Origin of the sequence: Kordiimonas aquimaris (genome assembly GCF_025574485.1) — a bacterium.
Classification (GTDB): Bacteria; Pseudomonadota; Alphaproteobacteria; order Sphingomonadales; family Kordiimonadaceae; genus Kordiimonas; species Kordiimonas aquimaris.
Window position 1 is genome coordinate 495,471 of sequence record NZ_JAOBPO010000001.1, and the last position, 24,294, is coordinate 519,764.

The window sequence follows — 24,294 nt, forward strand, 5'->3', positions numbered from 1 at the left end:
ATAGCTTCTGCAATGTTTTAGTGCCGTAAACCGGTTACTTTCCGGGGCTTATCCAGCCAATATTACCGTCGGCACGGCGATATACTACCTCCATTGCATCATTCTTGCTGTTGCGAAACATAAACGCATTTGCGTCAGCCAGGTCCATCAACATAGCAGCATCACCAACGGAAACGCGCGGAATTTCCCTGTTTCCTTCAGCAATAATTAATGGCTGATCTTCTGCAGTACTTTGATCTGAAGATGCATCATCATTTTCTGGTTCTGGCGCTAACACAACATCACGCGCGATTTCAGCAACGGCTTCTCTGCCAGGTGCGTTATTATGGTTTTTAAGTCGTCGTTTGTAACGCCTCAGCTGTTTCTCTACTTTTTCTGCGGCCAGTTCAAAAGCCGCATACGGATCATCTGCCTCAGCCCGACTGTGCAGATTGACGCCTTGATTGGGGTGCAGGGAAATATCGGTTCGGTAACTATGGCCTTCTTTAGCGAAGGTTGTTGATGCATCAATGGTGCGGTTAAAATATTTATCTGAAACAAGCTCTAATCGGTCTTGTACGTGCGTTGTAAGAGCTTCACCAACATTCATTTTACGTCCGGTAACATTGATATCCATAAGTACCTGTCTTCCTTTCTACTTTCAGTCTGGGTGACTGACTATGTAAAGCAAACCAACTAGAGGTTTGCTGCAATGAGGATAAATCGGGTAGGTATCCCAATTTCTGTACAAACGCAGTGTATATTGCGCTCATAAATCCAGCCTTTGCGGCTGGTACTTCCTCACGCTTCAAGTCTACTGCAAACATTGGAGCGCGTCTTGATTTTAATCAACTTATTGAAGTAAAGAAACTTTTTTATTGAAACAATATTGTGTGCGCGATGATTTAACCGCGACTCATGTTGCCATGTTTTTTTGGCGCCGCCGCTGCACGGATGATGGAATTTTCATGGCTTCGCGGTATTTGGCTACTGTTCGCCGTGCTATATCCATACCTTCCGCTTTCATGAGAACCACGAGCTTATCATCAGACAGAATTTTTTTCGGGTCTTCTGCATCGATTAGTTCTTTCAGGCGGTATTTAACAGCTTCTGCCGAGTGTGCGTCACCGCCGTCAGCAGCAGAAATGGATGAAGTAAAAAAGTATTTTAATTCAAACATCCCGCGAGGGCAGGAAAGAAATTTGTTGTTGGTGACGCGCGAAACAGTTGATTCGTGCATATCAATTTCTTCGGCAATGTCTTTCAGCGTTAGTGGTTTTAAAAACCTGACCCCGTGTTCGAAGAAAGGTTGTTGGCATTTCACCAATGCACTGGAAACTTTTAAAATTGTACGCGCACGCTGATCAAGCGCTTTAACGAGCCAGTTTGCATTGGACATGCAGTCTGAAACAAATGCCTTGGCCTCTTTGTTCTCACCTATTTCAGACAGTTCGTTCACATACTGCTCGTTCACCAGCACTTTAGGTAAGGTGTCGCTGTTTAATTCAACAGTCCATGTGCCAGCGCGACTTTTCTGGATAAAAATGTCCGGTACAACCGGCTGCACATCCTGATTGCCATATGCAAGACCTGGTTTGGGGTTTAGCACCCGTATCTCTTTGATCATGTCCGCCATGTCGTCTTGATCAACGCCGCACATCCGTTTTAAAGTGCTCAGCTCACGCTTGCCAAGCAGATCAAGATTTTCCACGAGTGTTTGCATGGCTGGATCATATCGGTCCTGTTCGATCAATTGTATCGCCAAACATTCAGATAAGCTGCGGCAAAACACACCGGATGGTTCCAGTTTTTGCAGTTTGTTTAACGTAGCATCAACTGTTTCGGTTGGTGCGCCAAGCCGCTCTGCAACATCAGATGTGATGTCAGCTGGTATATAACCAGCCTCGTTAACTGCATCAATCAAGTGTGTTGCAATAAAGCGTTCAATGCCTTCAGGCAGCATAACAGCCATTTGCCTCAACAAGAAATCATGCAGGTTTTCTTCACCCTCCAGGGTCTGATCCAGGCCGCGGTCATCAAATCGACCGCTGCCGCCCTTGATTGTGCCGCCGCCCTCATATGTCAAACCAGATGACAAGCCGCCGCTGCCATCAGCGCGGTCAGAAACGGCATCATTATTGTAGACGTTTGTTTCAAGGTTTGCGTCCAGTGCGCTGTCAGCAGAACTGTTGGTGTCTAGTCCGCTATCCATGCTGCGGTCTGCGGCAATAATGCCGTCGTTCCCGGGGCTGTCGCCGTAATCGTTTGTTTCGTTACCACCTTCGCGGATGCCTTCATCGGTTTGTGTGCCGCCGCGCTCGCCGCCTTCCGAGGTGCCGCTTTCGCTTGCCTCACCCACTTCAAGAAACGGGTTGCGCTCAACCTCACCTGATACATAGTCGACAAGCTCGAGGTTTGATAATTGCAACAGCTTGATTGCCTGTTGCAACTGCGGCGTCATTACCAGTTGTTGACTTTGCCTGAGGTCAAGTCTGGGGGTTAATGCCATATGCTTGCCCCCTACAGACTGAAGCTGTCGCCCAGATACACACGGCGGACATCTTCGCTTTTAAGAACGGCTTCAGCGTTACCTTCAAACAGAACATGACCATCATAGATAATGAAAGCCCGATCAATTATGTCCAAGGTTTCGCGCACATTATGGTCGGTGATTAGAACGCCAATACCGCGGTCTTTCAGGTGTGCTGTCAGGTCGCGAATATCTGCTATTGCAATAGGGTCAATGCCGGCAAATGGCTCATCAAGCAACACAAAGCTTGGTCTTGCAGCAAGTGCGCGCGCAATTTCGCAGCGTCGGCGTTCGCCGCCAGATAACGCAAGTGCTGGTGTGTTGCGCAGGTGAGTGATTGAAAACTCTTCAAGAAGTTCGTCCACCATTGCGTTGCGCAAAGCGCGGTCTGGTTGAATAACCTCCAGCACAGCGCGTATGTTTTCTTCAACAGTCATGCCGCGAAAAATGGATGTTTCTTGTGGCAGATATCCAATCCCAAGGCGTGCACGCCGGTACATCGGCATGTGGGTAATGTCGCGGCCATCCAGCTCAACACGGCCATGGTCTGGCGCAATAAGGCCAGTGATGCTGTAAAAGCATGTAGTTTTCCCAGCCCCGTTCGGTCCCAACAAACCAACCACTTCACCGCGATTAACTTTTAACGATATGTCGCGTAGCACTGGTCGACCATTATAGGATTTGCCGATACCCTGAACACACAAACCTTCACTGTCAGCTGTGTTAGCTGCGTCATTGATGCTGCTATCTTTACCCATTTTGGATGTCATCTGTACTTTGTCTCATTCCGGTTCGGCGTCATGGTTCGTTATTGGCTTAATTTGTGCATACCAAATGTCAATAAATCATGAACAACACGTCTGTGCCAGTGAAAAGGGTACATTTTAAGGCAATTGTGAGCAGATAAATGATTGTTTATACTATTTTATCCGATTGGTGAGCTTCAGAGTGAGGTTCGCTTACTTGTCTGTGCCATCATCAGGTTTGGCAGGAACAGAGAAGCTGCCGCGGACCCGCCCATTTGCACCGCCAGCATCCTGACCATCAAGTTTTGCAAGGCCGCTTACTAAATCAAACTCCAGTCTTGAGCCTTTCAGCTCAGAGCCGCCCTGGTCAAAGCTTACATCACCGCCAACAGTGATTAGTTGGCGATCAACATCGTAAATACCCCAATCGCCAGTAAGCGTCTCAGTTTCAGAGGTTACGCTGAACTTTCCTTGTGCGTCCAACCGGGAAATGGCGGGGTTTGTGTCGCCGGAATCAAGTTTGTAGAACACTGTAATGGTGTCTGACCTTAGCAGTAGCTTGCCCTGAGTGACTTGCACAGCACCACTAAAAATAGCACGCCCTTGTTTTTGCTGCATCTCAAGCCGTTCAGCGGAAATATCAAGCGGTTGACGCGTATCATGGTCTTTCAGAATAGACTGTGCCACTGCGGTTGTATTAAAGGCCAAGGCGATAGAGAAGACAGCAAAAATACGCCTCAATGGTTGCGCGCCTATCGTCTGTATTTTTTGCACTTTCTGTGTCATCGCTTGTCCTCTGAGTTGCCGTACATGAGCAATGTTAATTTATACTATGGTCTTTTAGGTACTATATGTACGTTGACGCCGCCGTCAAAAACGGCTTCTTTCGCTTCAACATTTAATGCCATGCGCGCTGCTGTCAACTCACCTAGTTCAGACTGTCCTTTGACAGCGCCCTGACCTGTTGCTGTGCGTGTTTTCAGATCAACCTCAGCGCCTGCCATTTCGAGGGAATACCCGTTTCCGGTGGCAAGGTTTACACCGCCAACTAGCGAAAGGCTGTTGTCTTTTGTGCGGTATATACCAGTGCGGGCTGTCACGGTTGCTGGATTGTTTGGTCCAAGTTCCATTTCGGCGTCAATGTTGGACAGACGCACACGTGGTGCATTGGGGTTGTCTTGTTCACCTGCGGTGGCGTGAATACGAAACAGGCGGTCCTTGGTGTCAGTGCCGACATAGCGCATATTTGTCATGCGAATGATATCATCTGAACGCGCCACATCATCCTGAGACAATGTAAAGCTTACTTCTGTGTCATTCAACAAAGGCCAACCTGCTGTCACAAGGCCGAGAATAACAGCCCCAACAGGCAAAAAAATCTGCATGAAGCGAATGAATGCATCCCACTGTGAAATATGTTGAGACGTGTTTTCCGGCCGCAGGTTTGCAAGCGCAAGTGCGCGGGCTTGCTCCGGGCTGGTGTAGTGATCTTTAACCGCTTTATTCACGTCGCCTGTCTCTCTTCTCGGCTTTCTCTAGTGTGAGAAAATATCCATTTCGTAAAAGCCAGCCAAATCCATATCGGCACGTGTGGCAAGAAATGCAAATGCGGCTTCTGCGATCATGGTACGGCCTTCACGTTCAAGCATCATATCCAGCTTGTTTTTCAGTTTGTGCAGATACAATACATCCGATGCAGCATATGACATCTGTGCTTCTGAAATTTCGTCTGCACCCCAATCACTGGATTGCTGTTGTTTATCAAGTGTTACACCTGCCAGCTCCGCACACAGATCTTTCAGGCCGTGCCTGTCTGTGTATGTGCGTACCAGTTTGGAGGCAATTTTGGTGCAGTAAATCGGTGCGGTTTGCACGCCTAGATATTGTTTCATCACGGCAACATCGAACCGTGCAAAATGGAATATCTTTACCACATCAGGATTTGTCATCAGGGCTTTCAAGTTGGGTGCGTCGTATGCCCCTTTTTTGAAGCGCACCAGATGGGCGTCGCCGTCACCGGCAGAAAGCTGGACAACACAAAGGCGGTCGCGGTGCGGGTTCAAACCCATGGTTTCGCTGTCTACCGCTACACTACCAGTAAAAGACAGATTATCAGGTAGGTCGCCTTCATGAAAATATATTGCCATATGTCTCGCCTCAACTATCGATTTGCACCATTATAACAAGCCTTATGGCAGAATAAAGGTGACGTTGAAACAACGATGTATCCTGCCCATGCAATTTTGAAGTCTTGGCAAGCGCTGTAAATACGCTAGGTAACAATGTGGGAAAAATCACATGGGCGAATGAAGGGCAAACGATGGCTGAAAACGCGGCAAGCAATAATGATATGCTAAAGATTATGCAAAGCCTACATGATGCAGGTGGCAAGTCTGCACAAGTTCCGGCTGGATGGACACAGGGCCGTGCTTTATACGGGGGGCTTGTGGCGGCACTCGCGGCGGACGCCATGGCCTTGGCTGTAGAAAATCCACGCCCTCTTCGCTCCCTGATGGTGAATTTTGTAGCGCCAGCTTCTGATGGCACACTGAATGTACATGCATCTGTGCTGCGCGAAGGTCGTTCTGTGGTGCAAACCCGCGCGGATGTTGTGAGCGAAGATGGTGCGGTTTACTGTGCTGCAAGTGCAGCGTTTGGCGGCAGTCGTCCAGGTGTGGTGGTAAAACCCAATGCACCAAAAGAATTGAAGCCGCGTAACAGTGTGCCTGCTCTCGGTAATAACACGCGGCCATTGCCGAGCTTTCTGGGTAACTTTGATATCCACTGGACGGGTGGCGCTATCCCGATGACAGGCAGTATGGACCGCACAACATCTATGTGGGTGCGCCACAAATGCGACATGAGCGCATTTCCGGCCGCCAAAATTATTGCAATTGCGGATATGCCGCCGCCGATCGTGCTCAGCCATTATAGTAAACCGGCCATGGCAAGTTCACTGTCCTGGTCGCTCGAATTTCTTGTGCCACCAGAAGAAGTTTTGAGCGAATGGTTCTTTCTTGAGTTTGAGCTGGATGCTGCTGCAAGCGGGTACTCACAGCAAACAGGCAGCATCTTTGACGAAGACGGTACCCTTGTTGCTGTTTCCCGTCAGTGTATGGTGTATTTCGAGTAGCTAGAAAAACAAGCAACAGGGGAATGCAAATGAGCTGGAAAATATGTGTGGCCTTTGGCCTTTTGGTCATTGTTTTGTCTGCCGTTATTTTTCCCATTTTTCCTGCTGAAGGTGCAGGTTATGCGCCCGGATACGGCGCGCCGGTTTATGCCTTCGAGATGGCACAGTCTGTTGAAGACCTGATCGCTGTTTTCGGTACACTGGATGACCCTGCGCGCCCTGCGCGTATTGCAGCGATGGACGCGGGGAATTATTGGGATTTCCCGTTTATGGCAGCATACGGCGCCTTTCTTGCTACCTTCTTCTTGGCAGTGCGCACGCAAACGGGCCAGAAAATGTGGTCTGTTTTTGTTGCCATTGCCGTACTGTCCGCGCTCGCTGATGTGGTGGAAAACAACATCCTGTTGGGGCTGACAGCAAACCTTGAAGCTGCTCAAAACCTGCATTTGCTAGCATACCCCGTATGGACAAAGTTCTTGTCGCTTATGGTGGTGGGTGCAGCCGCCGGGTTTTACATGTTCAAAAGCCAAACAGGCCTGCTTTGGAAAGTGCTGGGTACGCTCACAAGTATAGGCGCGCTTAGTGTGCTCGCCGCCTTTTATGCGGCAGATGTTTACGGTGCCATTGCCGGTGCTGGTCTCGGCGTGTGTTGGCTTGTTATGCTTGTGTTTGCCTTCTCGCAGGCGCGAAAAGCATCGCAATAGTGGCAAGAAACATTCATTTCGTTATTTTGAATAAGAAGAATTCTTTTTTCGACCATAGTTAGGTTTTAAATTATTGGCCGTTACTTCAGGTTCAACCGCAGGCTCAATAGTTATAGTTGGTTCTTTTGTTTCGATTTTAGGTTGGAAGAAAAGCACAGCAGCAAATTTGTATAGAATTGAGGCACCAATAGAGAGAACAATTCCTATTTCTATACTGCTAAAAAGATACTTACCCATAAAATAAAAGCCCAACAGCACAAAACCTAGTTCAGTCAGGTCAGCTTTGGTATTCATATGCAACGTAGTGAAGCAGTGCGGGCATGTTAGTGTAGCGTTGGTGTTAATAAGCTTGCTGATTTTAACATCGGTAGAATTTTTGCACTTTGGGCATTTCTTAATCATATAAATACAGTATTCAGTGTTTATACACGATGCAATCATGAAATTTAGTGAGCACAAATGGTCGAAAATAACACACCAGCACCGCGTGAAATAGCTGACCGTCAACTGGTTGCGTATAACGCACATGATATTGATGCTTTTATGGCATTGATCGCCGAAGGTGCCGTGCTTGCAGACCTTTCAACCGGTGAAGTGAGCGTGAAAGGCCATAATAATATTCGCGATTTTTACTGTGCACGCTTCGGCGATAACCCGGACTTGCACTGTGAGGTGCACAACCGCATGGACCTCGGCGATTTCGCTATTGACTATGAAACTGTAACCGGGTTGCCTGGTGGCGCGGTGGACATCATTGCTATCTATGAAGTGAAAAACGGGCTGATCCAGTCAATCAAGTTTGCGCGCCAAGCTAAAACATAAAGCTAACCAATCCTTCATTAGTTCCCTTAATCGGCTGAATAGACAAAAAAGTCGGACGGCTGATCATTGTCATCGTGCACGCTTTTCGTAGGATGCAAGGCATTAATGCCACGTAAAAATTAATCAAAAGATTGAAGCAACTTATCAAGCCGCCTCTAGGGTTTGGGAACGGTGTTCTACCTGGAGTTTTATAAAAGGTGCACGGGTCGCTGGATAATAAGTTGAAACCGCTAGTTGGAGGGTTTGCAAGTTAAGTTGCGAACAAAAAGTATGAACAAAACTGAAGACATGACAACGTTTCAAAAGCTAGCCTTGAATGGTTTAATGTTTATCCTCGCTGCAGTTGTTTTTACTGTCACTTTCGGTGACAAAGTGCTGAGTGAAAGCAACAAAAGCTTTGCTGGTGAGGCTGTGTCTGCTGAAGGGCATATACGCGTACCTGAAAACTTCAGGACAGATTATGTTTTAATGGGCTCCTGGTCGGTTGCGGGTGATGCCGACACGGGCGGTGAAATTGGTCTTCACATTGTTTATGCACCAAAAAACGCTGTGACCGCATACCGTGAAACTGGTGCGTTCCCGGACGAAACAGTGATTGTTAAAGAGCTATTTACAGGCGAGACAGAGTTTCTAACAACAGGCGAAGCAACACGTGCAAAAGACCTTGTTGGTTACTTTGTCATGGTGAAGGATGATAAAAACAGGTTTCCGGATAACCCATTGTGGGGTGAAGGCTGGGGCTGGTCTTTCTTTGAGGGCAAAACTCCCAATAAGACAATATCAACAGACTATAAATCAGATTGTCTAGCGTGCCATGAGCCAGCACGTGAGACCGATTTTATTTATACAAACGCATACCCTGTTTTAAAGAAATAACGAGGTAAGATATGCCAGAGCCAGTGATTGCCGACACGAAGCCACTAGCAACAGAGTTAGTTGAAGGTAAAACCTACTTTTTCTGCACATGCGGCAAGTCTAAAACACAACCTTTTTGTGATGGTTCACATAAAGGCAGCGATTTTATGCCTCATAAATTTACTGCTGAGAAAACAGGCACCGCATACCTTTGTATGTGTAAGAAAACCGGGAATGTACCGTTTTGTGATGGTACGCATAACAGCATTTAATCGGGTGTAATTTAAAATAGTAAAGAACACTATCGCATTGCATGTACCTGAGCCTATACGCTTAGTGTGCTCGCCGCCTTTTATGCGGCAGATGTTTACGGTGCCATTGCAGGTGCTGGTCTCGGCGTGTGTTGCCTTCTCGCAGGCGCGAAAAACATCAGCAGCGTAAGGGCAACATTTATAAGAATTTGCCTACGGCTCCAGAGTGACCTGGTATGTCATGCTGCCAAAATCTATCGTGAAAGACTGTGTGGCCATCAGCATATCTGAGCCTAGTATGGCAATATCCGCTGCTGCTTCATCCAGCTTTTCATTTGCAATCACGATGTCTTTAAATGTGACAGGCTTGTTTGCAACCTTCAGGGTTAGTTGGGGCAATCTTGTTGCTTGTGACTGAATGGCCCCGCCAACGCCTGTTATCGTGCGATCGAACGATTCAAGGTTTGCATGTTCACTGCTGTTCAGATGTTCCATAAAGAGCATGGTGAGTGAGCTTTTAGACGCGCCAGAGTCCAGAAATGCAGGAAATGCTTTGTCGTTGTATGCCACCTGTATTGCCATGCCGCCTTTGTGCCACAAGGTATTACCCGTTTGTTCCTCTTGTAATGTAACTTGTGTTCCGAGAAGAAGTTCCTGAGCGCTGTTCCTCCAGCCAATGCGTCCAGCCGCCGTAAACACAGGCAAGCCTATAATGCCATCGACAAAATAAGCGCCATCAGCAAACGTAAGTTGCTTATCCGGTAGAACAAGAAACAGCACATTCTTAAAACGCATTGTCCCAATGTTTATGGTGCTTGCCAAGGCAAGTTTACCAGATACATCTTCAGTAACAGTGCCAACAGACACAGAGCCATCAAGGAATTTCATTTCTGCTTTAAGTGCCTGACTTTCTGCTATCACAGATATCTCTGCGCCGGTGTCGACAATCATAGGGATGTCGTTACCGGCAATTTCAATATTTGTTCGCTTTTGATTTGCTATGTCTGTTCGTATCGTAACAACAGTGCCGATTTCACCAACGCGCTGAATGGGCGGTGTGCTGGCGGCTATCTTTGCCAATTCAGTTGCGTCTCTCATCTCCTGTGTTGCTTCAGTTGGCGCCAGGTCAATCGATGTTTGTAGTGCCAATGCTGCTTTTGCATATTTGGTTTGAGCAAAGTAACTTTGCCCAAGTTGCTGATGTGCAAAAATACGCATACTTAGCGGTGCGGTAGGGTGATCTTCGATCCATTGCTCAAGTTTGAATACTCTGTTTTCACCCGACTGTGTTCTGCTGTTAAAGAAGGCCTGCGAAAGAAGATGTTCAGCCGAATAATCATCAGCACTTTCCAAGAGTTTTTTTAATGTTACGGGGTTTTCATCTAAGCGCGCGGCTTTTAGGTCTGCGTCAGTGATTTTGGGTTCTTTTGCATAAGCAATTTCACCGCCCCAAAGCCCAAGTAAGATTGAAAGAACGATGGCTTTCATGTGCATTGCTCACTCCCCCTTTTTGTCACAACCAGCTAACGCTCTGGCGTTGCCTTGCATGCACACAGCGTTCAGTTGATATAAAGATATGGTAATGTGGGTATAAGAAATAAAGGGCACTTAAACTAAAGTGCAGAGATATGGTGGTGCCCTGAAGAAGACTCGAACTTCCACGTCCATAAAGGACACTAGCACCTGAAGCTAGCGCGTCTACCAATTCCGCCATCAGGGCACACTAGAATTGGGTATCGGGATTTAGCGCGCCGCCCTTTGCCTGTCAAGCGTCGTAACGATAGTGACCCGTTCGCGTATAAAGTTAAATAATGCCAGCGCCGATCAAGCCAAATAGGGCCACACCCAACACTACGCGGTACACCACAAAAACAGTCATGTTTGCGCGCGTGAGCCAGCGCATCAGAAAATGAATTGCCAGCAAGGCTGACACAAATGACAGCAGCGCGCCAATGGCGGCATCACCTGCCAGTGCAGTGTTTGCTTCCTCAATCGCTTTGATGGTGACGGCTGTTCCTGATGCCAAAATGGCAGGGATGGACATCAGCATGGAAAAGCGCGCTGCTTCCGTGCGGGAAAAGCCAAGTGCCCGCGCAGCCGTCATAGTCACACCTGATCGGCTGGTACCGGGGATAAGCGCAAGTATTTGTGCAAAGCCCATGATAAGTGCAGGCTTTATGGCGAGGCTGTCCAGTGTTTTGGTAGTCGCGCCGCGCTTATCGGCCCAATATAGCAGTATGCCAAATATGATCGATGTGCTTGCGATTACCTCTGGTGTGCGCAGGGCATCGTTGGCGTCTGTTGCGACCATAAGACCGCCAACAATCACCATTGGAATAGTTGCGATCACCAGACACCAGAACATAGTTGTGTAGTTTGTGCCTTCAATTGCTCGCCGTGCAGGTGCAATACCGACACTGCCAAATGCTGCCAGCGCAATGCCGCGTGTATCTCGCCAAAAATATAATAGCACAGCAGCCAGCGTGCCAACATGCACCGCCACATCCATCAACAGTCCTTGGTCGGGCCAGCCGGTTAGTACAGGCACAAGAATCAGATGCCCAGAGGAGCTGATAGGTAGAAATTCTGTGATGCCTTGCACGAGTGCCAGCGCGAGAAGGTGCATAAACGCCACGGTGTGTCCCCTTGGTTGCGTAAAGTACATGTTTATTATGTGTAGCGGCTGTGCGCACTAACGCCACACATTTTTGTCGATTCGCATCCACGCATCTTGTATTTCAGGTCATTTTCAATATAGAAAATCCAAAATGGTACAATTTTGGTACTAAAAATATATTGAAATCACCTTCATTACTACTATTTCTTCAATATCAATTAAAATATAGGTCATATATATTGACTTATTTAGTATTTTAGGCTGGTTTATTTTATTTTTTGAACATATAATGCGCATAAATTTGAGTATACGCATTAATATTACGTTCAATTGTAAATAAAATAGCATTTAGGGCGGCAGGTTTTCTGTCAACTTGATTGGATTGGACGTTTGATACTGATTAAAGGGCAAAAAATGGCCGATGATTTGTTGAAGTTTGTATCTATTGAGCAGGAAATGCCAAGTAAGCGTGTCGCTGCTGATCGCCGGTTGGATTTTTCCGAGATATATGCGGAATATGTACCTGATGCCGCTAAGGAACAGTCCAGTCGTTGTAGTCAATGCGGTGTACCTTTCTGTCACATTCATTGTCCGCTCGGTAACAATATCCCTGACTGGTTGCGCTTAACGGCAGAAGGTCGTCTTGAAGACGCCTACGAGATGGCGGCGTCAACGAACAATATGCCTGAAATCTGCGGCCGCATCTGCCCGCAAGATCGTCTATGTGAAGGCAACTGCGTGATCGAGAAAGATTTCAGTTCTGTAACAATAGGCAGCGTTGAAAAATACATCGCTGACACTGCGTGGGATAACGGTTGGATAAAACCTATCAAGCCACGTGCTGAACGCAGTGAGAGTGTCGGCATTATTGGTGCTGGCCCTGCTGGTCTGGCAGCGGCAGAAGAGCTGCGCACTGCCGGGTTTCAGGTTCATATATATGACCGTTATGACCGTGCTGGTGGCTTGTTGGTTTATGGTATTCCAGGTTTCAAGCTGGAAAAAGATGTAGTTGGTCGGCGCACTGGTCGCCTTGAGCAATCCGGTATTACATTCCATATGGATTTTGAAGTTGGCCGTGATGCCAGCTTGTCTGACCTGCGGGAAAAGCACGACGCCATTCTAATTGCTACAGGCGTGTATCGTTCGCGCGGCCTTAAAATACCAGGTGTAGGCCTTGGCAATGTGCGTGAGGCGCTGGATTATCTGGTGGCGTCCAACCGAAAAGGTTTTGGCGATAAAGTCCCTGAGTTTGATGACGGTAGCCTAGACGCAAATGGTAAGCATGTGGTTGTTGTTGGCGGTGGTGATACGGCGATGGACTGTGTGCGCACTGCCGTTCGTCAAGGCGCGAAGTCTGTAAAATGCTTGTATCGCCGGGACAGGGATAACATGCCCGGCTCTGCGCGTGAGGTGAAAAACGCAGAAGAAGAAGGCGTGGAATTTGTTTGGCTTTCGGGCCCTGAAGCGTTTGATGGTGATAACACTGTCAAAACGGTGAGGGCTTACAAAATGAGGCTTGGGGCCGCAGATGTAACCGGGCGACAAGCACCGGAGCCTGTGCCTGACAGTGCGTTTACCCTTGAATGTGATCTGGCGATTTTAGCACTTGGTTTTGAGCCAGAAAACCTGCCAGCTTTGTTTGGAGCGCCTGAGCTGCGTGTTAGCCGTTGGGGTACTGTAACCGTTGACCACCAGAGCATGATGACCAACCTTGATGGTGTTTTTGCGGCTGGTGATATCGTACGCGGTGCATCGCTTGTTGTGTGGGCGATACGGGACGGGCGGGATGCTGCGAATGCGATCATGAAGCGGCTCACTGCAAGCCAAACTAAAAAACAAGAAGTGGCAGCATAAGTATGAAAGCCGAGGATACTTTGATGAACCGTTTCAACAATCATATTCCAGGCCCGCAAGGACTGTATGACCCAAGTGAAGAACGCGATGCATGCGGCGTTGGTCTTGTTGCCGCGATTGATGGCAGGCCAAGTCGCGACGTTGTATTGCGCGGCATTGAAGCACTGAAGGCTATATGGCACCGCGGCGCAGTTGATGCTGACGGCAAAACCGGTGACGGCGCGGGGATCAACCTTGAGATACCGCAGGAATTTTTTAAGGAGCATGTCAGCGCCACAGGGCACGAGTTGAGCGAAGGCCGGTTAGCCATTGGTATGGCGTTTTTACCGCGTGTTGATTTGGCGGCACAGGAAACATGCCGCACGATTGTTGAAACTGAAATTCTGAATTTTGGCTATACAATTTATGGCTGGCGACAAGTGCCGGTTGATGTGTCGGTTATTGGTGAAAAAGCAGAAGCTACACGTCCCGAGATTGAACAGATTATGATCGAAAACTCGAAAGGTGTGGATGAAGACACGTTCGAGCGCGAGCTATATATCATTCGTCGCCGGATTGAACGTGCAGCCATTCAAGCGCAAGTGCCGGGGTTTTATGTGTGCTCACTTTCCTGCCGATCTGTAATATATAAGGGATTGTTTCTGGCTGAGCAGTTGGCAACATTTTATCCTGATTTGCAGGATGAGAAATTTATCTCGTCTTTTGCGCTTTACCATCAACGGTATTCAACGAACACTTTTCCGCAGTGGTGGCTGGCACAGCCTTTCCGCATGATTGCCCACAACGGGGAGATCAACACTATTCGCGGCAATACCAACTGGATGAAAAGCCACCAAATCCGTATGGCGTCTATTGCGTTTGGTGAAAACTCCGAGGACATAAAGCCCGTAATACCGAAGGGTGCCTCTGACTCTGCCGCACTTGACTCTGTATTTGAAGTGATGGTGCGCGCCGGACGCTCTGCGCCTATGGTGAAGACCCTGCTTGTGCCTGAAGCATGGTCCAACAAACCAACAATGCCAGCGGCTCACCGCGCCATGTATGCTTACACCAATTCTGTTATGGAACCATGGGACGGTCCTGCCGCTCTTGCGGCATGCGATGGACGCTGGGTTGTAGCTGGTCTGGACCGAAACGGACTGCGACCCATGCGCTATACAGTCACGAATGATGGTTTCCTGCTTGTTGGCTCTGAAACAGGCATGGTTGTTGTCGATGAAGATACAGTGCGAGAAAAAGGACGGCTTGGACCGGGGCAGATGATTGCTCTCGACCTTAAAGAAGGTCGTTTTTATCATGACCGCGAGATCAAGGATCGCCTGTCGTCCTCGCAGCCGTTTGAAGAATGGGTAGATGACATCAAATCAATTGATGAACTTCCGGGTTACAAGGGTCCGGAAGGCTCTACTTATAAAAGCGATGAACTGCGTACACGCCAGGTAATGGCAGGCCTTACGCACGAAGACCTTGAGCTTATTCTGCAGCCACAAGTCATGACCGGTAAAGAGGCGATTGGCTCGATGGGTGATGACACCCCGCTTGCTGTATTATCGTCCCAGTATCGCAATCTGTCACACTATTTCCGGCAAAACTTTAGTCAGGTAACAAATCCGCCTATCGATAGCTTGCGTGAACACCGCGTAATGAGCCTGAAAACGCGTTTTGGCAATTTTGCTAACGTGCTTGATGAAGGGCATACACAATCAGGTGCGATTGTGCTCGACAGCCCGGTGATTTCGAACCGGGAATGGTCCACGCTCATCCAGCATTTTGATGACCAAGCTGAAGTGATTGACTGCACATTTGAGGCTGATGGCGGAAAAAATGCATTGAGGGCTGCTCTGCAACGTATTCGCCGTAAAGCGGAAGACGCTGTGCGCGAAGGGCGCGGCCACATATTTTTGTCAGACGAAAACATTAGCGAAAAACGAGCGCCAATCCCAATGATTCTGGCGACAGGTGGGTTGCATACACATCTGGTAAATCAGGGCTTGCGTACTTTTACCAGCCTTAATGTACGTGCTGCTGAATGTCTGGACCCACATTATTTTGCGGTTCTAATTGGTGCAGGTGCAACGACGGTAAATGCATATTTGGCGCAAGATACAATTGCGGAACGTCATACCAAAGGACTGTTTGGCAACTATGATCTGACCACATGTATTAACCGCGCGATTGAAGCCATCGATCAAGGCTTGTTAAAAATCATGTCCAAGATGGGTATATCCGTTGTGTCTAGTTACCGCGGCGGTAACAATTTTGAAGCGCTGGGGCTTTCTCGTGCATTAGTTGCTGAATTTTTCCCCGGCATGCCCACTAAAATATCGGGTATTGGCTTATCCGGCGTGCAGCAGAAAATTATTGAGCAACATAACCGAGCGTACAATCAAACAAGCCCAAGCCTTCCGATTGGTGGCCTGTATCGTTTCCGCATAGGCGGAGAGGTGCACAGTCATGATGGTCAGCTTATTCATCTGCTCCAAAGTGCGGTTGGCAGTGACAACTATGCAAAATACCTGAATTATTCACGTGGGCTTGCAAGCATGCCACCTGTGAATCTGCGTGATTTACTGGATTTCAAGCGACCTGATGAAGCTGTGCCGCTTGATACTGTCGAATCAATAACTGAGCTCCGCAAGCGGTTCATTACACCGGGCATGTCTCTTGGTGCTTTGTCAAAAGAAGCACATGAAACACTGGCAATTGCGATGAACCGTATCGGCGCCAAATCCGTCTCGGGTGAGGGCGGTGAAGACAAGCGTCGCTACACACCGTTTGAAAACGGTGATAATGCCAATAGTCCCATCAAACAAATTGCGTCAGGGCGTTTCGGCGTTACCGCCGAATATTTGAATGCATGTGATGAACTAGAGATCAAGGTCGCACAAGGTGCAAAACCAGGGGAAGGTGGACAATTGCCGGGCTTTAAGGTCACGGATATGATTGCCAAGCTTCGCCATTCAACACCGGGCGTTACGCTCATTTCGCCGCCACCGCATCATGATATTTATTCTATCGAGGATTTGGCGCAGCTCATATATGACCTCAAGCAGATAAACCCGCGCGCTAAAGTATGTGTAAAGCTGGTTTCAAGTGCAGGTATTGGCACTATTGCCGCAGGTGTAGCAAAGGCGCATGCAGATGTTATCCTGATTTCTGGGCATTCTGGGGGAACAGGTGCGAGCCCGCAAACCAGTATCAAATATGCTGGTACACCGTGGGAAATTGGCCTCGCTGAAGTTAATCAGGTGCTGACGCTTAACAACCTACGACACCGGGTTGTGCTGCGCACAGACGGCGGCATCAAAACCGGCCGTGATGTTGTTATCGCCGCGATGCTTGGTGCTGAAGAATACGGTGTTGGGACAGCTGCACTCGTTGCTATGGGCTGTATTATGGTGCGACAGTGCCACTCAAACACATGCCCTGTTGGTGTGTGCACACAAGATGAAGCGCTACGTGCCAAGTTTGATGGTTCACCTGAAAAAGTGGTGAATTTATTTAGCTTTATTGCTGAAGAAACGCGGGAAATCCTATCTGAGCTCGGTGTTGAAAAACTGGAAGATATCATCGGCCGAACCGACTTGTTGCATCAGGTCAGTAGAGGTGCCGCACACCTGGATGATTTGGATCTAAATCCATTGCTGGTGCAGGTGGCGGGCCGCAACTATAGATCAGTATGTACCATTGAGGGGCGTAACCCTGTGCCAGATACGCTGGATGCGCAGATGTTAAACGATGCGCGCGCTGTTTTTTCTCGCGGCGAAAAAATGCAGCTCACATATTCTGTTCGCAACACACTGCGTGCAATAGGGACACGTTTTTCGAGCGAGATAACGCATAAATTTGGCATGACTGGGCTTAATCCTAATCACGTGACAGTAAGACTGCGTGGTTCTGCCGGTCAGTCACTCGGTGCGTTTGCTGTTCAAGGCCTCAAGCTTGAAGTGTCTGGCGATGCTAACGATTATGTAGGCAAAGGATTGTCTGGTGGCACCATTGTGGTCAGGCCGTCTAATCGTGCTTCTTTTAGCTCTCACGATAACACCATTATCGGAAACACAGTGTTGTACGGTGCAACATCGGGCAAACTGTTCGCGGCGGGCCAAGCGGGAGAAAGATTTGCAGTGAGAAACTCTGGTGCAAATGTTGTTGTAGAAGGCTGCGGTGCTAATGGATGCGAGTATATGACAGGTGGTACAGCGGTTATTCTCGGTGCTGTTGGCGATAATTTCGGTGCTGGTATGACAGGCGGCATGGCTTTTGTCTTTGATGAGGAAAAGAGTTTTGAAAATAGCGTTAACGAAGAAACCGTTCTTTATAATCGTTTGGAGAATGCGCACTGGGAAACAGTGCTGAAAGTCTTGATTGAAGAACATTATGCTGAAACCGATTCGCGCTGGGCTGGCAGTTTACTTGCTAACTGGGATGCTAAACGCGGTGACTTTTGGCAGGTGGTACCAAAAGAAATGATTAACCGGCTCGACTTTCCTGTTCAGGAGCCGCTGATTGAAGGTGAAACCGCCTTATCGGCATAGAAAAATATGTAATCAACGCACATAGATGATTGGCGGTTCTTCCTTCATGGGGTATGAGGAAGGTATGCCTATTTTGTATCACCATTGGCTTAGCCCGGCTGCGCGTTTCGTTCGTGTGCTTCTTCTCGAGAAGCGCATTGATTTTACGTTGCGTTTGGAAAAAGAATGGGAGCGCCGACCTGCTTTTTTGGCTCTTAACCCTGCTGGTGAGGTTCCTGTTCTGGTGATGGATGACGGTAATACCTATTCAGGTGTTATGGCGATTGCTGAATATATTGAGGAAATTGTGCCTGAGCCGCCTTTGCTCATCGGTGATGCTGACGCCCGGTATGAAGCGCGGCGTCTTGTTGGCTGGTTTCACACCAAACTGGGTAGTGAAGTATCGCGGCATGTTGTGTCCGAGAAATTATTCAAGCGCTTTCTTGGTATCGGTGAGCCTGATTCTGAAGCTATTCGCTGTGCGTCTCATAACCTGAAAACGCACCTGAAATATATTTCCCATCTCACTGAACGCCGCCACTATTTGGCAGGTGCACAGTTTACAATGGCTGACGCAGCAGCAGCAGCGCATATATCGGTGATTGATTATTTCGGTGATATTCACTTTGAGGATTGGCCGCAAGTTAAGGAGTGGTACGTTCGCGTGAAGTCGCGCCGGTCTATTCGTGCCTTGCTGGAGGACCGCATCACTGGTTTGCGGCCGCCTGCCCATTACCAAGATCTGGATTTTTGACATGCCTGATCAGCTTGACATTCGTATGCGACTGGAAGTTGCTGCGAAAGAGCTGGGCTTTGACCAATTTGGCATTACCAGCGCGGCACTGAGTAGTGATATTGCTGATGGTATGCGACATTTTATTTCCAAAGGTCATCATGGTTCGATGGCGTGGCTGAATGAGCGATTGCATCACAGAGAAAACCCACAAAACCTGTGGCCTGAAGCGCAGTCTGTCGTCATGCTTGGCATGAATTACGGCCCCAAAGATGATCCGCGCAAACTATTAGGCGCAACAAGTTGTGGCAACATCTCGGTTTATGCGCGCGGTAAGGATTACCATGATTTAGTCAAGAAGCGACTTAAGGCATTGGCGCGCTTTATGGTTGCTGAATGGGATTGTGAACTAAAGGTGTTTGTCGACACGGCACCGGTACCTGAAAAACCGCTGGCAGCCCGTGCAGGCCTTGGGTGGCAGGGGAAACATACCAACATGGTCTCGCGTGAATACGGAAGCTGGCTGTTTCTGGGTGCCATCTATACCGATATGGAATTACCACTAGATGAACCCCATACTGACCAGTGTGGTAGCTGCCACGCCTGCATAGATGCGTGCCCAACGGATGCATTTCCAGCACCCTATCAGATTGATGCAAGGCGCTGTATTTCTTATCTGACCATCGAAAACAAAGGTCCAATACCGCAAGAGTTCCGCAAGGCAATGGGCAACCGCATTTATGGGTGTGATGACTGCCTGGCAGCATGTCCGTGGAACAAGTTTGCTCAAGCAGCAAGCGAAGCTGCTTTTCATGCGCGCGTGGAACTTGATGCGCCGCCCTTGTCTGATTTACTTGGTTTGGACGATGCGGCTTTCAGGCAGGTTTTTTCCGGTAGCCCAATTAAACGGATTGGACGCGATCGGTTTATCCGCAATGTTTTAACGGCAGCAGGGAATTCTGATGACCCTAGTTTGCGGTCTTTGGTTGAAGGTTTGCGCACGGACCCCAACCCTGTTGTGGCTGAGGCAGCTGACTGGGCTGCAGGCGAGTTGAAGGCGCTGCAGTGAGAAAGGTGTTGATTTTTGTTGTGTCAGTAACAGTGCTTCTGGGATGGCTGGACTACCGTATGCCAACTACACCGAGTGCTGTAATCGAGGTTACGGTTGTATCTGTTAATGATGCACCCAAAGGTAATGGTTGGCGGTATATCGCGGTGGCTTTTCCGGATGGTAGCGAGCGTACAATTGAGACGTTGGTGCCCTTTTTCTATCGTTCAGGATATGCAGCGTATGTTGCTGCTTATGAGCGCATATTGTTCCCTGATTTATATGATTTTATATCACCACCAGATTAATGAAGGCCTGTTAAATATCCTTTATCAGATCAAAAAATGTGCCGGTTCCGATATTGGCACCGCATATAATCAGGCCTACTTTTTTATTCGCGCATTTATCACGCAATGGGCCAATTAAGGCAGCCGTAGTCGCTGCGCCAGCAGGTTCAACAGCCAGTTTGAGGTCTTCAAACAGTATCTTCATGGCACGGCGCATTTCATCGTCTTCTATCAGTACAATGTCATCAATGAACTTGCGGCAAACGGCGTAACTATACGGCGCTGAATACGGCGCAGATAGCGAGTCGGCGATACTTTTAGGGCCACCTTCCAAAATGCCGGTTTTGCCGGTTTTAAAGGCTATCGCCATTGAGTTGGCGCCTACCGGTTCAACACCGTAAACGGTGCAGTTCGGATTTGCCTGTTTTACAGCGCAAGCAACACCGGACGCTAAACCGCCACCACCAATTGGAACGATTACAACATCCAGATCCGGGACTTGCTCCATAAATTCGGCGCCGAGTGTGCCTGTACCGAGAGTAATGTTTTCACCCTCGAATGGGTGAACGATCGTGCGGCCTTCGCTTTTCGCAACCTCAAGCATCATGTCCAGCACATCTGTTATGCTTTCTACCTGCATAACATCACCACCAAGGTCTTTTATAGCCTGCAGGCGCATGGGGTTGATTGTTTTGGGAACAATCACTTTTGCGTCTACGCCGTATGTTTTGGCCGCGAGCGCAACCGCAACACCGTGATTGCCGCCTGTACCGGCAACAATACCGCGCGCTTTGTCTTCTGCGCTCATAAATGAGACTTCAGTAAGTGCACCACGCGCTTTAAAAGAACCGGCTTTCTGAAACAGTTCAAGCTTGAGAACAGGATGACATTCAGTACCAACCAGCGCATCTTTTGTTGGACTTTCCCACGTTTGGGTAGGCGTAAGGCGCAAGTGCTGCCTTAATGTTTTTGCGTGAGCATGAAAAGCCGCCAAGTCTGGATATTTTAGGTCATATGTATTGTTTTCAGCCATAGTATTGCCCCGCTATTTTCGATTGCCCATACGGCAAAGCATAAAGCTCACCAAGGAAAACTGGCAAGGCAATAAATATTGGTCGGTAAGTTAGTGAAAGTTCACTTATTGCAAACGGAGGATAATTGTATCAGCTAATGTGGCGCCTTCACGAAGCACACCGCCTTTGTCGAATTTTGGCCACTGGCTGGATGCAACAAACATAATGCCGTTTAGAGTGCTCATACCAAGCGTAGGCTCATCAAAAACCGGTAAGCTTTGTGCCAGTGTTGTGACGCTTGAGACTGTATCACTGTCATTATTCAATTGAATTTCGATCATGCGCTGAGGTGATGTACCGTTCTGTATGGCAATGATTTTACCCTCATGTGAAAACAGGCCGTCAATACCTATTAGTGTGGCGTTGTCCGGCACACCATACAATGTTGCCGCACCCGTGTTAGCATTGACTTTCCATAAGCCACGGCCATAGTCGGCCATCAAAATTTCTGTGTCGTTAAGTGCAATAATGCCTTGCGGATTCATAAACTGCGCCGTTGTGGGTATTGCTTGAAGTGTGTCACCTTCAATGTTGTAAATTTTGCTACCAGCCGCATCAGCGACAAAAACGCTACCTGTATTGGTTATTGTTATATCCGCAACCTGTTGACCTTCCGAACCACCGGGAAGTGTCCATTTTTTTAGTAGTTTACCTGATAAAGGGTCAATTTTTACAACACCGGTGTCTTTGTTCTCGCTGTGTTGGGCGGGTGTTTGTGCAATTGAAGCGAACGTAGCGAATAAAGCTTGAGACGTTTTGTCGTAGGCAATACCAAAAAAACTGCCAAGATCATCCTTTGTGCCATCAAAAAGAACAGAAATGTTGCCCGTCGTATCAGCTTTCAGCAGCTCGCCTGAAACCACTGTACTGAAGAACATGTTACCACTGCCATCTGCCGCGATACCTTCAACCAATTTATGATGGGTTGGTATGCTTACTACTTCAGTTGTGACACCTGTTCGTGCAGCATTTTCTATGAATTTTTTATTCAAAGTTTCCCAGTTTTGTGTGGTCAGTTTTTCTTTGAGCTTTTCCTGTATAGCGCCGCCGGGGTTTACGCCGAGTTTTGTGAAACGCAGCGTTAGCGCGTGAGCCGTGTCTATATCATTGGTTTCAGCGGCTAAAAATATGGCATTGCTCAACAGTGCCGTGTTTGTTGGTCTTTCCTTGAGTGCCTGAAGCATTGCTTCAAGCGCAGTGTCAAGGTTACCAGCTCTAAAGGCTTTAATGGCTTCGGCGCGCATTTCCTGTGATCGGAGGAAAGCGGCGTCTGTCTCATGAACAGTAGTTTGTGCAGCCACAGTAGGCGCGCTGAGGATGAGGGTTATACAAAAAATAAAGTGTTTCATAAGACCAAACGTTTAATCATGAATGGCTCGGTGCCAATGCATGTGCGATGAGTTGAGACTGTGAACAGCCAAAATGTTACCGAAACCTGAATTACCGTCGCTTTAGGGGTTGATTGCCGCCTGTTTTGCGCATTGGTTTGCCTGACTTGTTTGGCCGTGAAGAAGCTCCACCTTTTGTTGGTTTGCCGGTGCGGCTTGACGAAGACTTTCCACGTGTGGGCCTGGCGTCTGGTCCCTTTGTATCTGTTGTACGTTTGCCTTTGTTCTTGCTTACCTTCTTCGGGCCTGCTTTTTTCGGTTGATCTCCGAACATTGCGGCACGTTTGCCTTTGGCCTTTTTGGGTTTGGTCGATTTAGCCTTGCGCGCAGCAACGGCTGGGCGTTTCTTTGGGTTTACCGATGCTTTTTTCTTCATGATTAACCGGAACGGGTGATCATGCATCACATCAATTTCGTAACCGAGCAAATCTTCGATGGCACGTAACAAACGGCCTTCGTTTTTACCGCAAAAAGTAAAAGCTTGTCCGCTTGCGCCGCCGCGAGCCGTGCGGCCAATGCGGTGGACATAACTTTCAGCTTCAACCGGCACATCAAAGTTAAAGATATGTGTAATGTCTTTTACGTCGATACCACGTGCGGCAACATCCGTTGCAACCAGAAAATCAAACTTGTCGCTTCGAAAGCCGTTAATGATCCGCTGCCGGATTTTTTGTGGTTTGTCTCCGTGAATGGCTTCTGCCATGTAGCCGCATTTGGATAAATATAATCCGATTTCGTCTGCATCGCGCCGCGTGCGTACAAATACGATCGACTTTTCCGGGCTTTCTGTTTCGATTAAGTGCTGCAGCAGTTCTTTCTTCAAATGCCCGGGAACATGCAGGACAGCATGCGCTAAATTGTCTGCGACGGTTGCTTCGCGAGCAACTTCAACAAGCGCGGGTTCTTGAAGAAGTGCTCCCATCAAAGACTTAATCGCATCACTTAGTGTTGCGGAAAACATGACTGACTGATGTTCTTTGATCAGCTTTGCATTGATTTTACGAACGTCATCCACAAACCCCAAATCCAACATACGGTCAGCTTCGTCCAGAACAAAGTAATCCACATCATCAAGAAATACATTGCCTTGCTTTAGATGATCCAGCAGGCGGCCAGGTGTTGCCACAAGGATATCTACACCGCGGCGCAGAATGAATGTTTGGGTGCGATACGGCGCGCCGCCGTATATTGTGCAGACACTTGCTTTCATGCCTGTTGACAGTTCTTTGATGCGATCCGTGGTCTGGATTGCCAGTTCGCGCGTTGGTGCAAGAATAACTGCGCGCGGCATGTGTGGTTTCGCGCGTTCGGTAAACATGGCTAGTTTTTCCAGAAGTGGGATAACAAACGCTGCTGTTTTTCCACTGCCTGTTTGTGCAACACCGATAAGGTCGCGACCAGTTAGAAGTGTCGGAATTGTTTCTTCTTGAATGGGTGTTGGTTTTGTAAAGTTTTGGTGCTCTAGCGCACGTTTCATCGGGGCACTTAAGCCGAGGAGCGAGAAATCAGACATATCAATTCCGTATCGGTTGAGGTGTGACTTGGCACTTTGAGTGACACCCGGGTTGCTTGCCGGACTTTCCGGCGCGTCCCAAATGTTTCCTAACCGTTCGGATACCTGCATACTATATGCATGCGGATAATTTCATGGTTGCACGACATCGTGCGGAAATTTGGCGTGGCATCTATGGCCACATCACGGTGCGTGAATATTAGAAACACCGTTAACGCAGCGGGCCTTTTGCGTGTTTATATGA

Annotated in this window: 21 protein-coding genes, 1 tRNA gene and 1 pseudogene; 10 read left to right on the forward strand and 13 right to left on the reverse strand. The window is 48.2% G+C overall.

Annotation, left to right across the window (positions count from 1 at the left end; genetic code table 11):
* Positions 1-34: 34 nt before the first annotated feature.
* The 6 genes from hpf to OEU88_RS02420 all read right to left on the reverse strand — a co-directional run bounded on the left by hpf (position 35) and on the right by OEU88_RS02420 (position 5,402).
* Positions 35-616 (reverse strand): ribosome hibernation-promoting factor, HPF/YfiA family, encoded by a 582-nt coding sequence (gene hpf / locus OEU88_RS02395; RefSeq protein ID WP_262693501.1) that lies wholly within the window; start codon positions 614-616, stop codon positions 35-37.
* Positions 617-895: 279 nt separating this feature from the next.
* Entirely contained in the window at positions 896-2,488 is a 1,593-nt protein-coding gene (gene rpoN / locus OEU88_RS02400; RefSeq protein WP_262693502.1) for an RNA polymerase factor sigma-54, read from the reverse strand.
* Between the two features lie 11 nt (positions 2,489-2,499).
* Positions 2,500-3,279, reverse strand: coding sequence for an LPS export ABC transporter ATP-binding protein (lptB, locus tag OEU88_RS02405; RefSeq protein WP_262693503.1), 780 nt, complete (start codon positions 3,277-3,279; stop codon positions 2,500-2,502).
* A 189-nt stretch (positions 3,280-3,468) separates the two neighbouring features.
* Positions 3,469-4,041, reverse strand: coding sequence for an LptA/OstA family protein (locus tag OEU88_RS02410; protein WP_262693504.1), 573 nt, complete (start codon positions 4,039-4,041; stop codon positions 3,469-3,471).
* A 44-nt stretch (positions 4,042-4,085) separates the two neighbouring features.
* On the reverse strand, positions 4,086-4,763 hold the full coding sequence (lptC, locus tag OEU88_RS02415) for an LPS export ABC transporter periplasmic protein LptC (protein ID WP_262693505.1): 678 nt from the start codon (positions 4,761-4,763) through the stop codon (positions 4,086-4,088).
* A gap of 27 nt (positions 4,764-4,790) precedes the next feature.
* A complete protein-coding gene (locus tag OEU88_RS02420) occupies positions 4,791-5,402 on the reverse strand; it encodes a ribonuclease D (RefSeq protein WP_262693506.1) in 612 nt (203 codons plus the stop codon).
* Between the two features lie 173 nt (positions 5,403-5,575).
* Here OEU88_RS02420 and OEU88_RS02425 point away from each other — a divergent pair, with 173 nt between their 5' ends.
* A complete protein-coding gene (locus OEU88_RS02425) occupies positions 5,576-6,388 on the forward strand; it encodes a thioesterase family protein (RefSeq protein WP_262693507.1) in 813 nt (270 codons plus the stop codon).
* A gap of 29 nt (positions 6,389-6,417) precedes the next feature.
* On the forward strand, positions 6,418-7,092 hold the full coding sequence (locus OEU88_RS02430) for a hypothetical protein (RefSeq protein WP_262693508.1): 675 nt from the start codon (positions 6,418-6,420) through the stop codon (positions 7,090-7,092).
* Between the two features lie 21 nt (positions 7,093-7,113).
* Here OEU88_RS02430 and OEU88_RS02435 read toward each other — a convergent pair whose 3' ends face one another.
* Positions 7,114-7,386, reverse strand: coding sequence for a hypothetical protein (locus tag OEU88_RS02435; protein ID WP_262693509.1), 273 nt, complete (start codon positions 7,384-7,386; stop codon positions 7,114-7,116).
* 165 nt (positions 7,387-7,551) lie between these two features.
* Between OEU88_RS02435 and OEU88_RS02440 the strand changes: the two genes are divergently transcribed.
* The 3 genes and pseudogenes from OEU88_RS02440 to OEU88_RS02450 form a co-directional block, all read left to right on the forward strand.
* Complete coding sequence (locus OEU88_RS02440) at positions 7,552-7,914, forward strand: nuclear transport factor 2 family protein (RefSeq protein WP_262693510.1); 363 nt, start codon at positions 7,552-7,554, stop codon at positions 7,912-7,914.
* A 270-nt stretch (positions 7,915-8,184) separates the two neighbouring features.
* Positions 8,185-8,790: a cytochrome P460 family protein gene (locus OEU88_RS02445; protein ID WP_262693511.1), complete on the forward strand. Its 606-nt coding sequence runs from the start codon at positions 8,185-8,187 to the stop codon at positions 8,788-8,790.
* An 11-nt stretch (positions 8,791-8,801) separates the two neighbouring features.
* Positions 8,802-9,029: pseudogene (locus tag OEU88_RS02450) on the forward strand (CDGSH iron-sulfur domain-containing protein); the annotation flags it as partial.
* 204 nt (positions 9,030-9,233) lie between these two features.
* Here OEU88_RS02450 and OEU88_RS02455 read toward each other — a convergent pair.
* The 3 genes from OEU88_RS02455 to OEU88_RS02465 all read right to left on the reverse strand — a co-directional run bounded on the left by OEU88_RS02455 (position 9,234) and on the right by OEU88_RS02465 (position 11,646).
* Positions 9,234-10,514 carry a retropepsin-like domain-containing protein gene (locus OEU88_RS02455; protein ID WP_262693513.1) on the reverse strand — a complete coding sequence of 427 codons (1,281 nt, stop codon included), beginning with the start codon at positions 10,512-10,514 and terminating at the stop codon, positions 9,234-9,236.
* Positions 10,515-10,652: 138 nt separating this feature from the next.
* Positions 10,653-10,740: transfer RNA gene (locus OEU88_RS02460), tRNA-Leu, on the reverse strand.
* An 84-nt stretch (positions 10,741-10,824) separates the two neighbouring features.
* Positions 10,825-11,646, reverse strand: a complete 822-nt coding sequence (locus OEU88_RS02465; protein WP_262694177.1) for an undecaprenyl-diphosphate phosphatase — start codon at positions 11,644-11,646, stop codon at positions 10,825-10,827.
* Positions 11,647-12,051: 405 nt separating this feature from the next.
* On the opposite strand from OEU88_RS02465, the gene OEU88_RS02470 reads away from it, so the two are divergent.
* The 5 genes from OEU88_RS02470 to OEU88_RS02490 all read left to right on the forward strand — a co-directional run bounded on the left by OEU88_RS02470 (position 12,052) and on the right by OEU88_RS02490 (position 20,097).
* Positions 12,052-13,491, forward strand: coding sequence for an NAD(P)-dependent oxidoreductase (locus OEU88_RS02470; protein ID WP_262693514.1), 1,440 nt, complete (start codon positions 12,052-12,054; stop codon positions 13,489-13,491).
* A gap of 23 nt (positions 13,492-13,514) precedes the next feature.
* Complete coding sequence (gene gltB / locus OEU88_RS02475; RefSeq protein WP_262693515.1) at positions 13,515-18,029, forward strand: glutamate synthase large subunit; 4,515 nt, start codon at positions 13,515-13,517, stop codon at positions 18,027-18,029.
* A 64-nt stretch (positions 18,030-18,093) separates the two neighbouring features.
* Positions 18,094-18,762: a glutathione S-transferase family protein gene (locus OEU88_RS02480; protein ID WP_262693516.1), complete on the forward strand. Its 669-nt coding sequence runs from the start codon at positions 18,094-18,096 to the stop codon at positions 18,760-18,762.
* Position 18,763: 1 nt separating this feature from the next.
* Positions 18,764-19,810 carry a tRNA epoxyqueuosine(34) reductase QueG gene (queG, locus tag OEU88_RS02485; RefSeq protein WP_262693517.1) on the forward strand — a complete coding sequence of 349 codons (1,047 nt, stop codon included), beginning with the start codon at positions 18,764-18,766 and terminating at the stop codon, positions 19,808-19,810.
* Entirely contained in the window at positions 19,807-20,097 is a 291-nt protein-coding gene (locus tag OEU88_RS02490) for a hypothetical protein (protein WP_262693518.1), read from the forward strand. Before queG ends, OEU88_RS02490 begins: the two co-directional genes overlap by 4 nt.
* A 10-nt stretch (positions 20,098-20,107) precedes the next feature.
* On the opposite strand, the gene OEU88_RS02495 is transcribed toward OEU88_RS02490, so the two are convergent.
* The 3 genes from OEU88_RS02495 to OEU88_RS02505 form a co-directional block, all read right to left on the reverse strand.
* Positions 20,108-21,109: a threonine ammonia-lyase gene (locus OEU88_RS02495; protein WP_262693519.1), complete on the reverse strand. Its 1,002-nt coding sequence runs from the start codon at positions 21,107-21,109 to the stop codon at positions 20,108-20,110.
* 105 nt (positions 21,110-21,214) lie between these two features.
* Positions 21,215-22,450, reverse strand: a complete 1,236-nt coding sequence (locus tag OEU88_RS02500) for an NHL repeat-containing protein (RefSeq protein WP_262693520.1) — start codon at positions 22,448-22,450, stop codon at positions 21,215-21,217.
* Positions 22,451-22,589: 139 nt separating this feature from the next.
* Entirely contained in the window at positions 22,590-24,161 is a 1,572-nt protein-coding gene (locus OEU88_RS02505; protein ID WP_262693521.1) for a DEAD/DEAH box helicase, read from the reverse strand.
* Positions 24,162-24,294: the final 133 nt, after the last annotated feature.

Bases quoted from the DNA above. Each gene is read 5' to 3' on its own strand.
- hpf (WP_262693501.1), bottom strand. From the start codon at position 616: ATGGATATCAATGTTACCGGACGTAAAATGAATGTTGGTGAAGCTCTT.
- rpoN (WP_262693502.1), bottom strand. From the start codon at position 2,488: ATGGCATTAACCCCCAGACTTGACCTCAGGCAAAGTCAACAACTGGTA.
- lptB (WP_262693503.1), bottom strand. From the start codon at position 3,279: ATGACATCCAAAATGGGTAAAGATAGCAGCATCAATGACGCAGCTAAC.
- OEU88_RS02410 (WP_262693504.1), bottom strand. From the start codon at position 4,041: ATGACACAGAAAGTGCAAAAAATACAGACGATAGGCGCGCAACCATTG.
- OEU88_RS02420 (WP_262693506.1), bottom strand. From the start codon at position 5,402: ATGGCAATATATTTTCATGAAGGCGACCTACCTGATAATCTGTCTTTT.
- OEU88_RS02425 (WP_262693507.1), top strand. From the start codon at position 5,576: ATGGCTGAAAACGCGGCAAGCAATAATGATATGCTAAAGATTATGCAA.
- OEU88_RS02430 (WP_262693508.1), top strand. From the start codon at position 6,418: ATGAGCTGGAAAATATGTGTGGCCTTTGGCCTTTTGGTCATTGTTTTG.
- OEU88_RS02435 (WP_262693509.1), bottom strand. From the start codon at position 7,386: ATGAATACCAAAGCTGACCTGACTGAACTAGGTTTTGTGCTGTTGGGC.
- OEU88_RS02440 (WP_262693510.1), top strand. From the start codon at position 7,552: ATGGTCGAAAATAACACACCAGCACCGCGTGAAATAGCTGACCGTCAA.
- OEU88_RS02445 (WP_262693511.1), top strand. From the start codon at position 8,185: ATGAACAAAACTGAAGACATGACAACGTTTCAAAAGCTAGCCTTGAAT.
- OEU88_RS02455 (WP_262693513.1), bottom strand. From the start codon at position 10,514: ATGCACATGAAAGCCATCGTTCTTTCAATCTTACTTGGGCTTTGGGGC.
- OEU88_RS02465 (WP_262694177.1), bottom strand. From the start codon at position 11,646: ATGCACCTTCTCGCGCTGGCACTCGTGCAAGGCATCACAGAATTTCTA.
- OEU88_RS02470 (WP_262693514.1), top strand. From the start codon at position 12,052: ATGGCCGATGATTTGTTGAAGTTTGTATCTATTGAGCAGGAAATGCCA.
- gltB (WP_262693515.1), top strand. From the start codon at position 13,515: ATGAACCGTTTCAACAATCATATTCCAGGCCCGCAAGGACTGTATGAC.
- OEU88_RS02480 (WP_262693516.1), top strand. From the start codon at position 18,094: ATGCCTATTTTGTATCACCATTGGCTTAGCCCGGCTGCGCGTTTCGTT.
- queG (WP_262693517.1), top strand. From the start codon at position 18,764: ATGCCTGATCAGCTTGACATTCGTATGCGACTGGAAGTTGCTGCGAAA.
- OEU88_RS02495 (WP_262693519.1), bottom strand. From the start codon at position 21,109: ATGGCTGAAAACAATACATATGACCTAAAATATCCAGACTTGGCGGCT.
- OEU88_RS02505 (WP_262693521.1), bottom strand. From the start codon at position 24,161: ATGCAGGTATCCGAACGGTTAGGAAACATTTGGGACGCGCCGGAAAGT.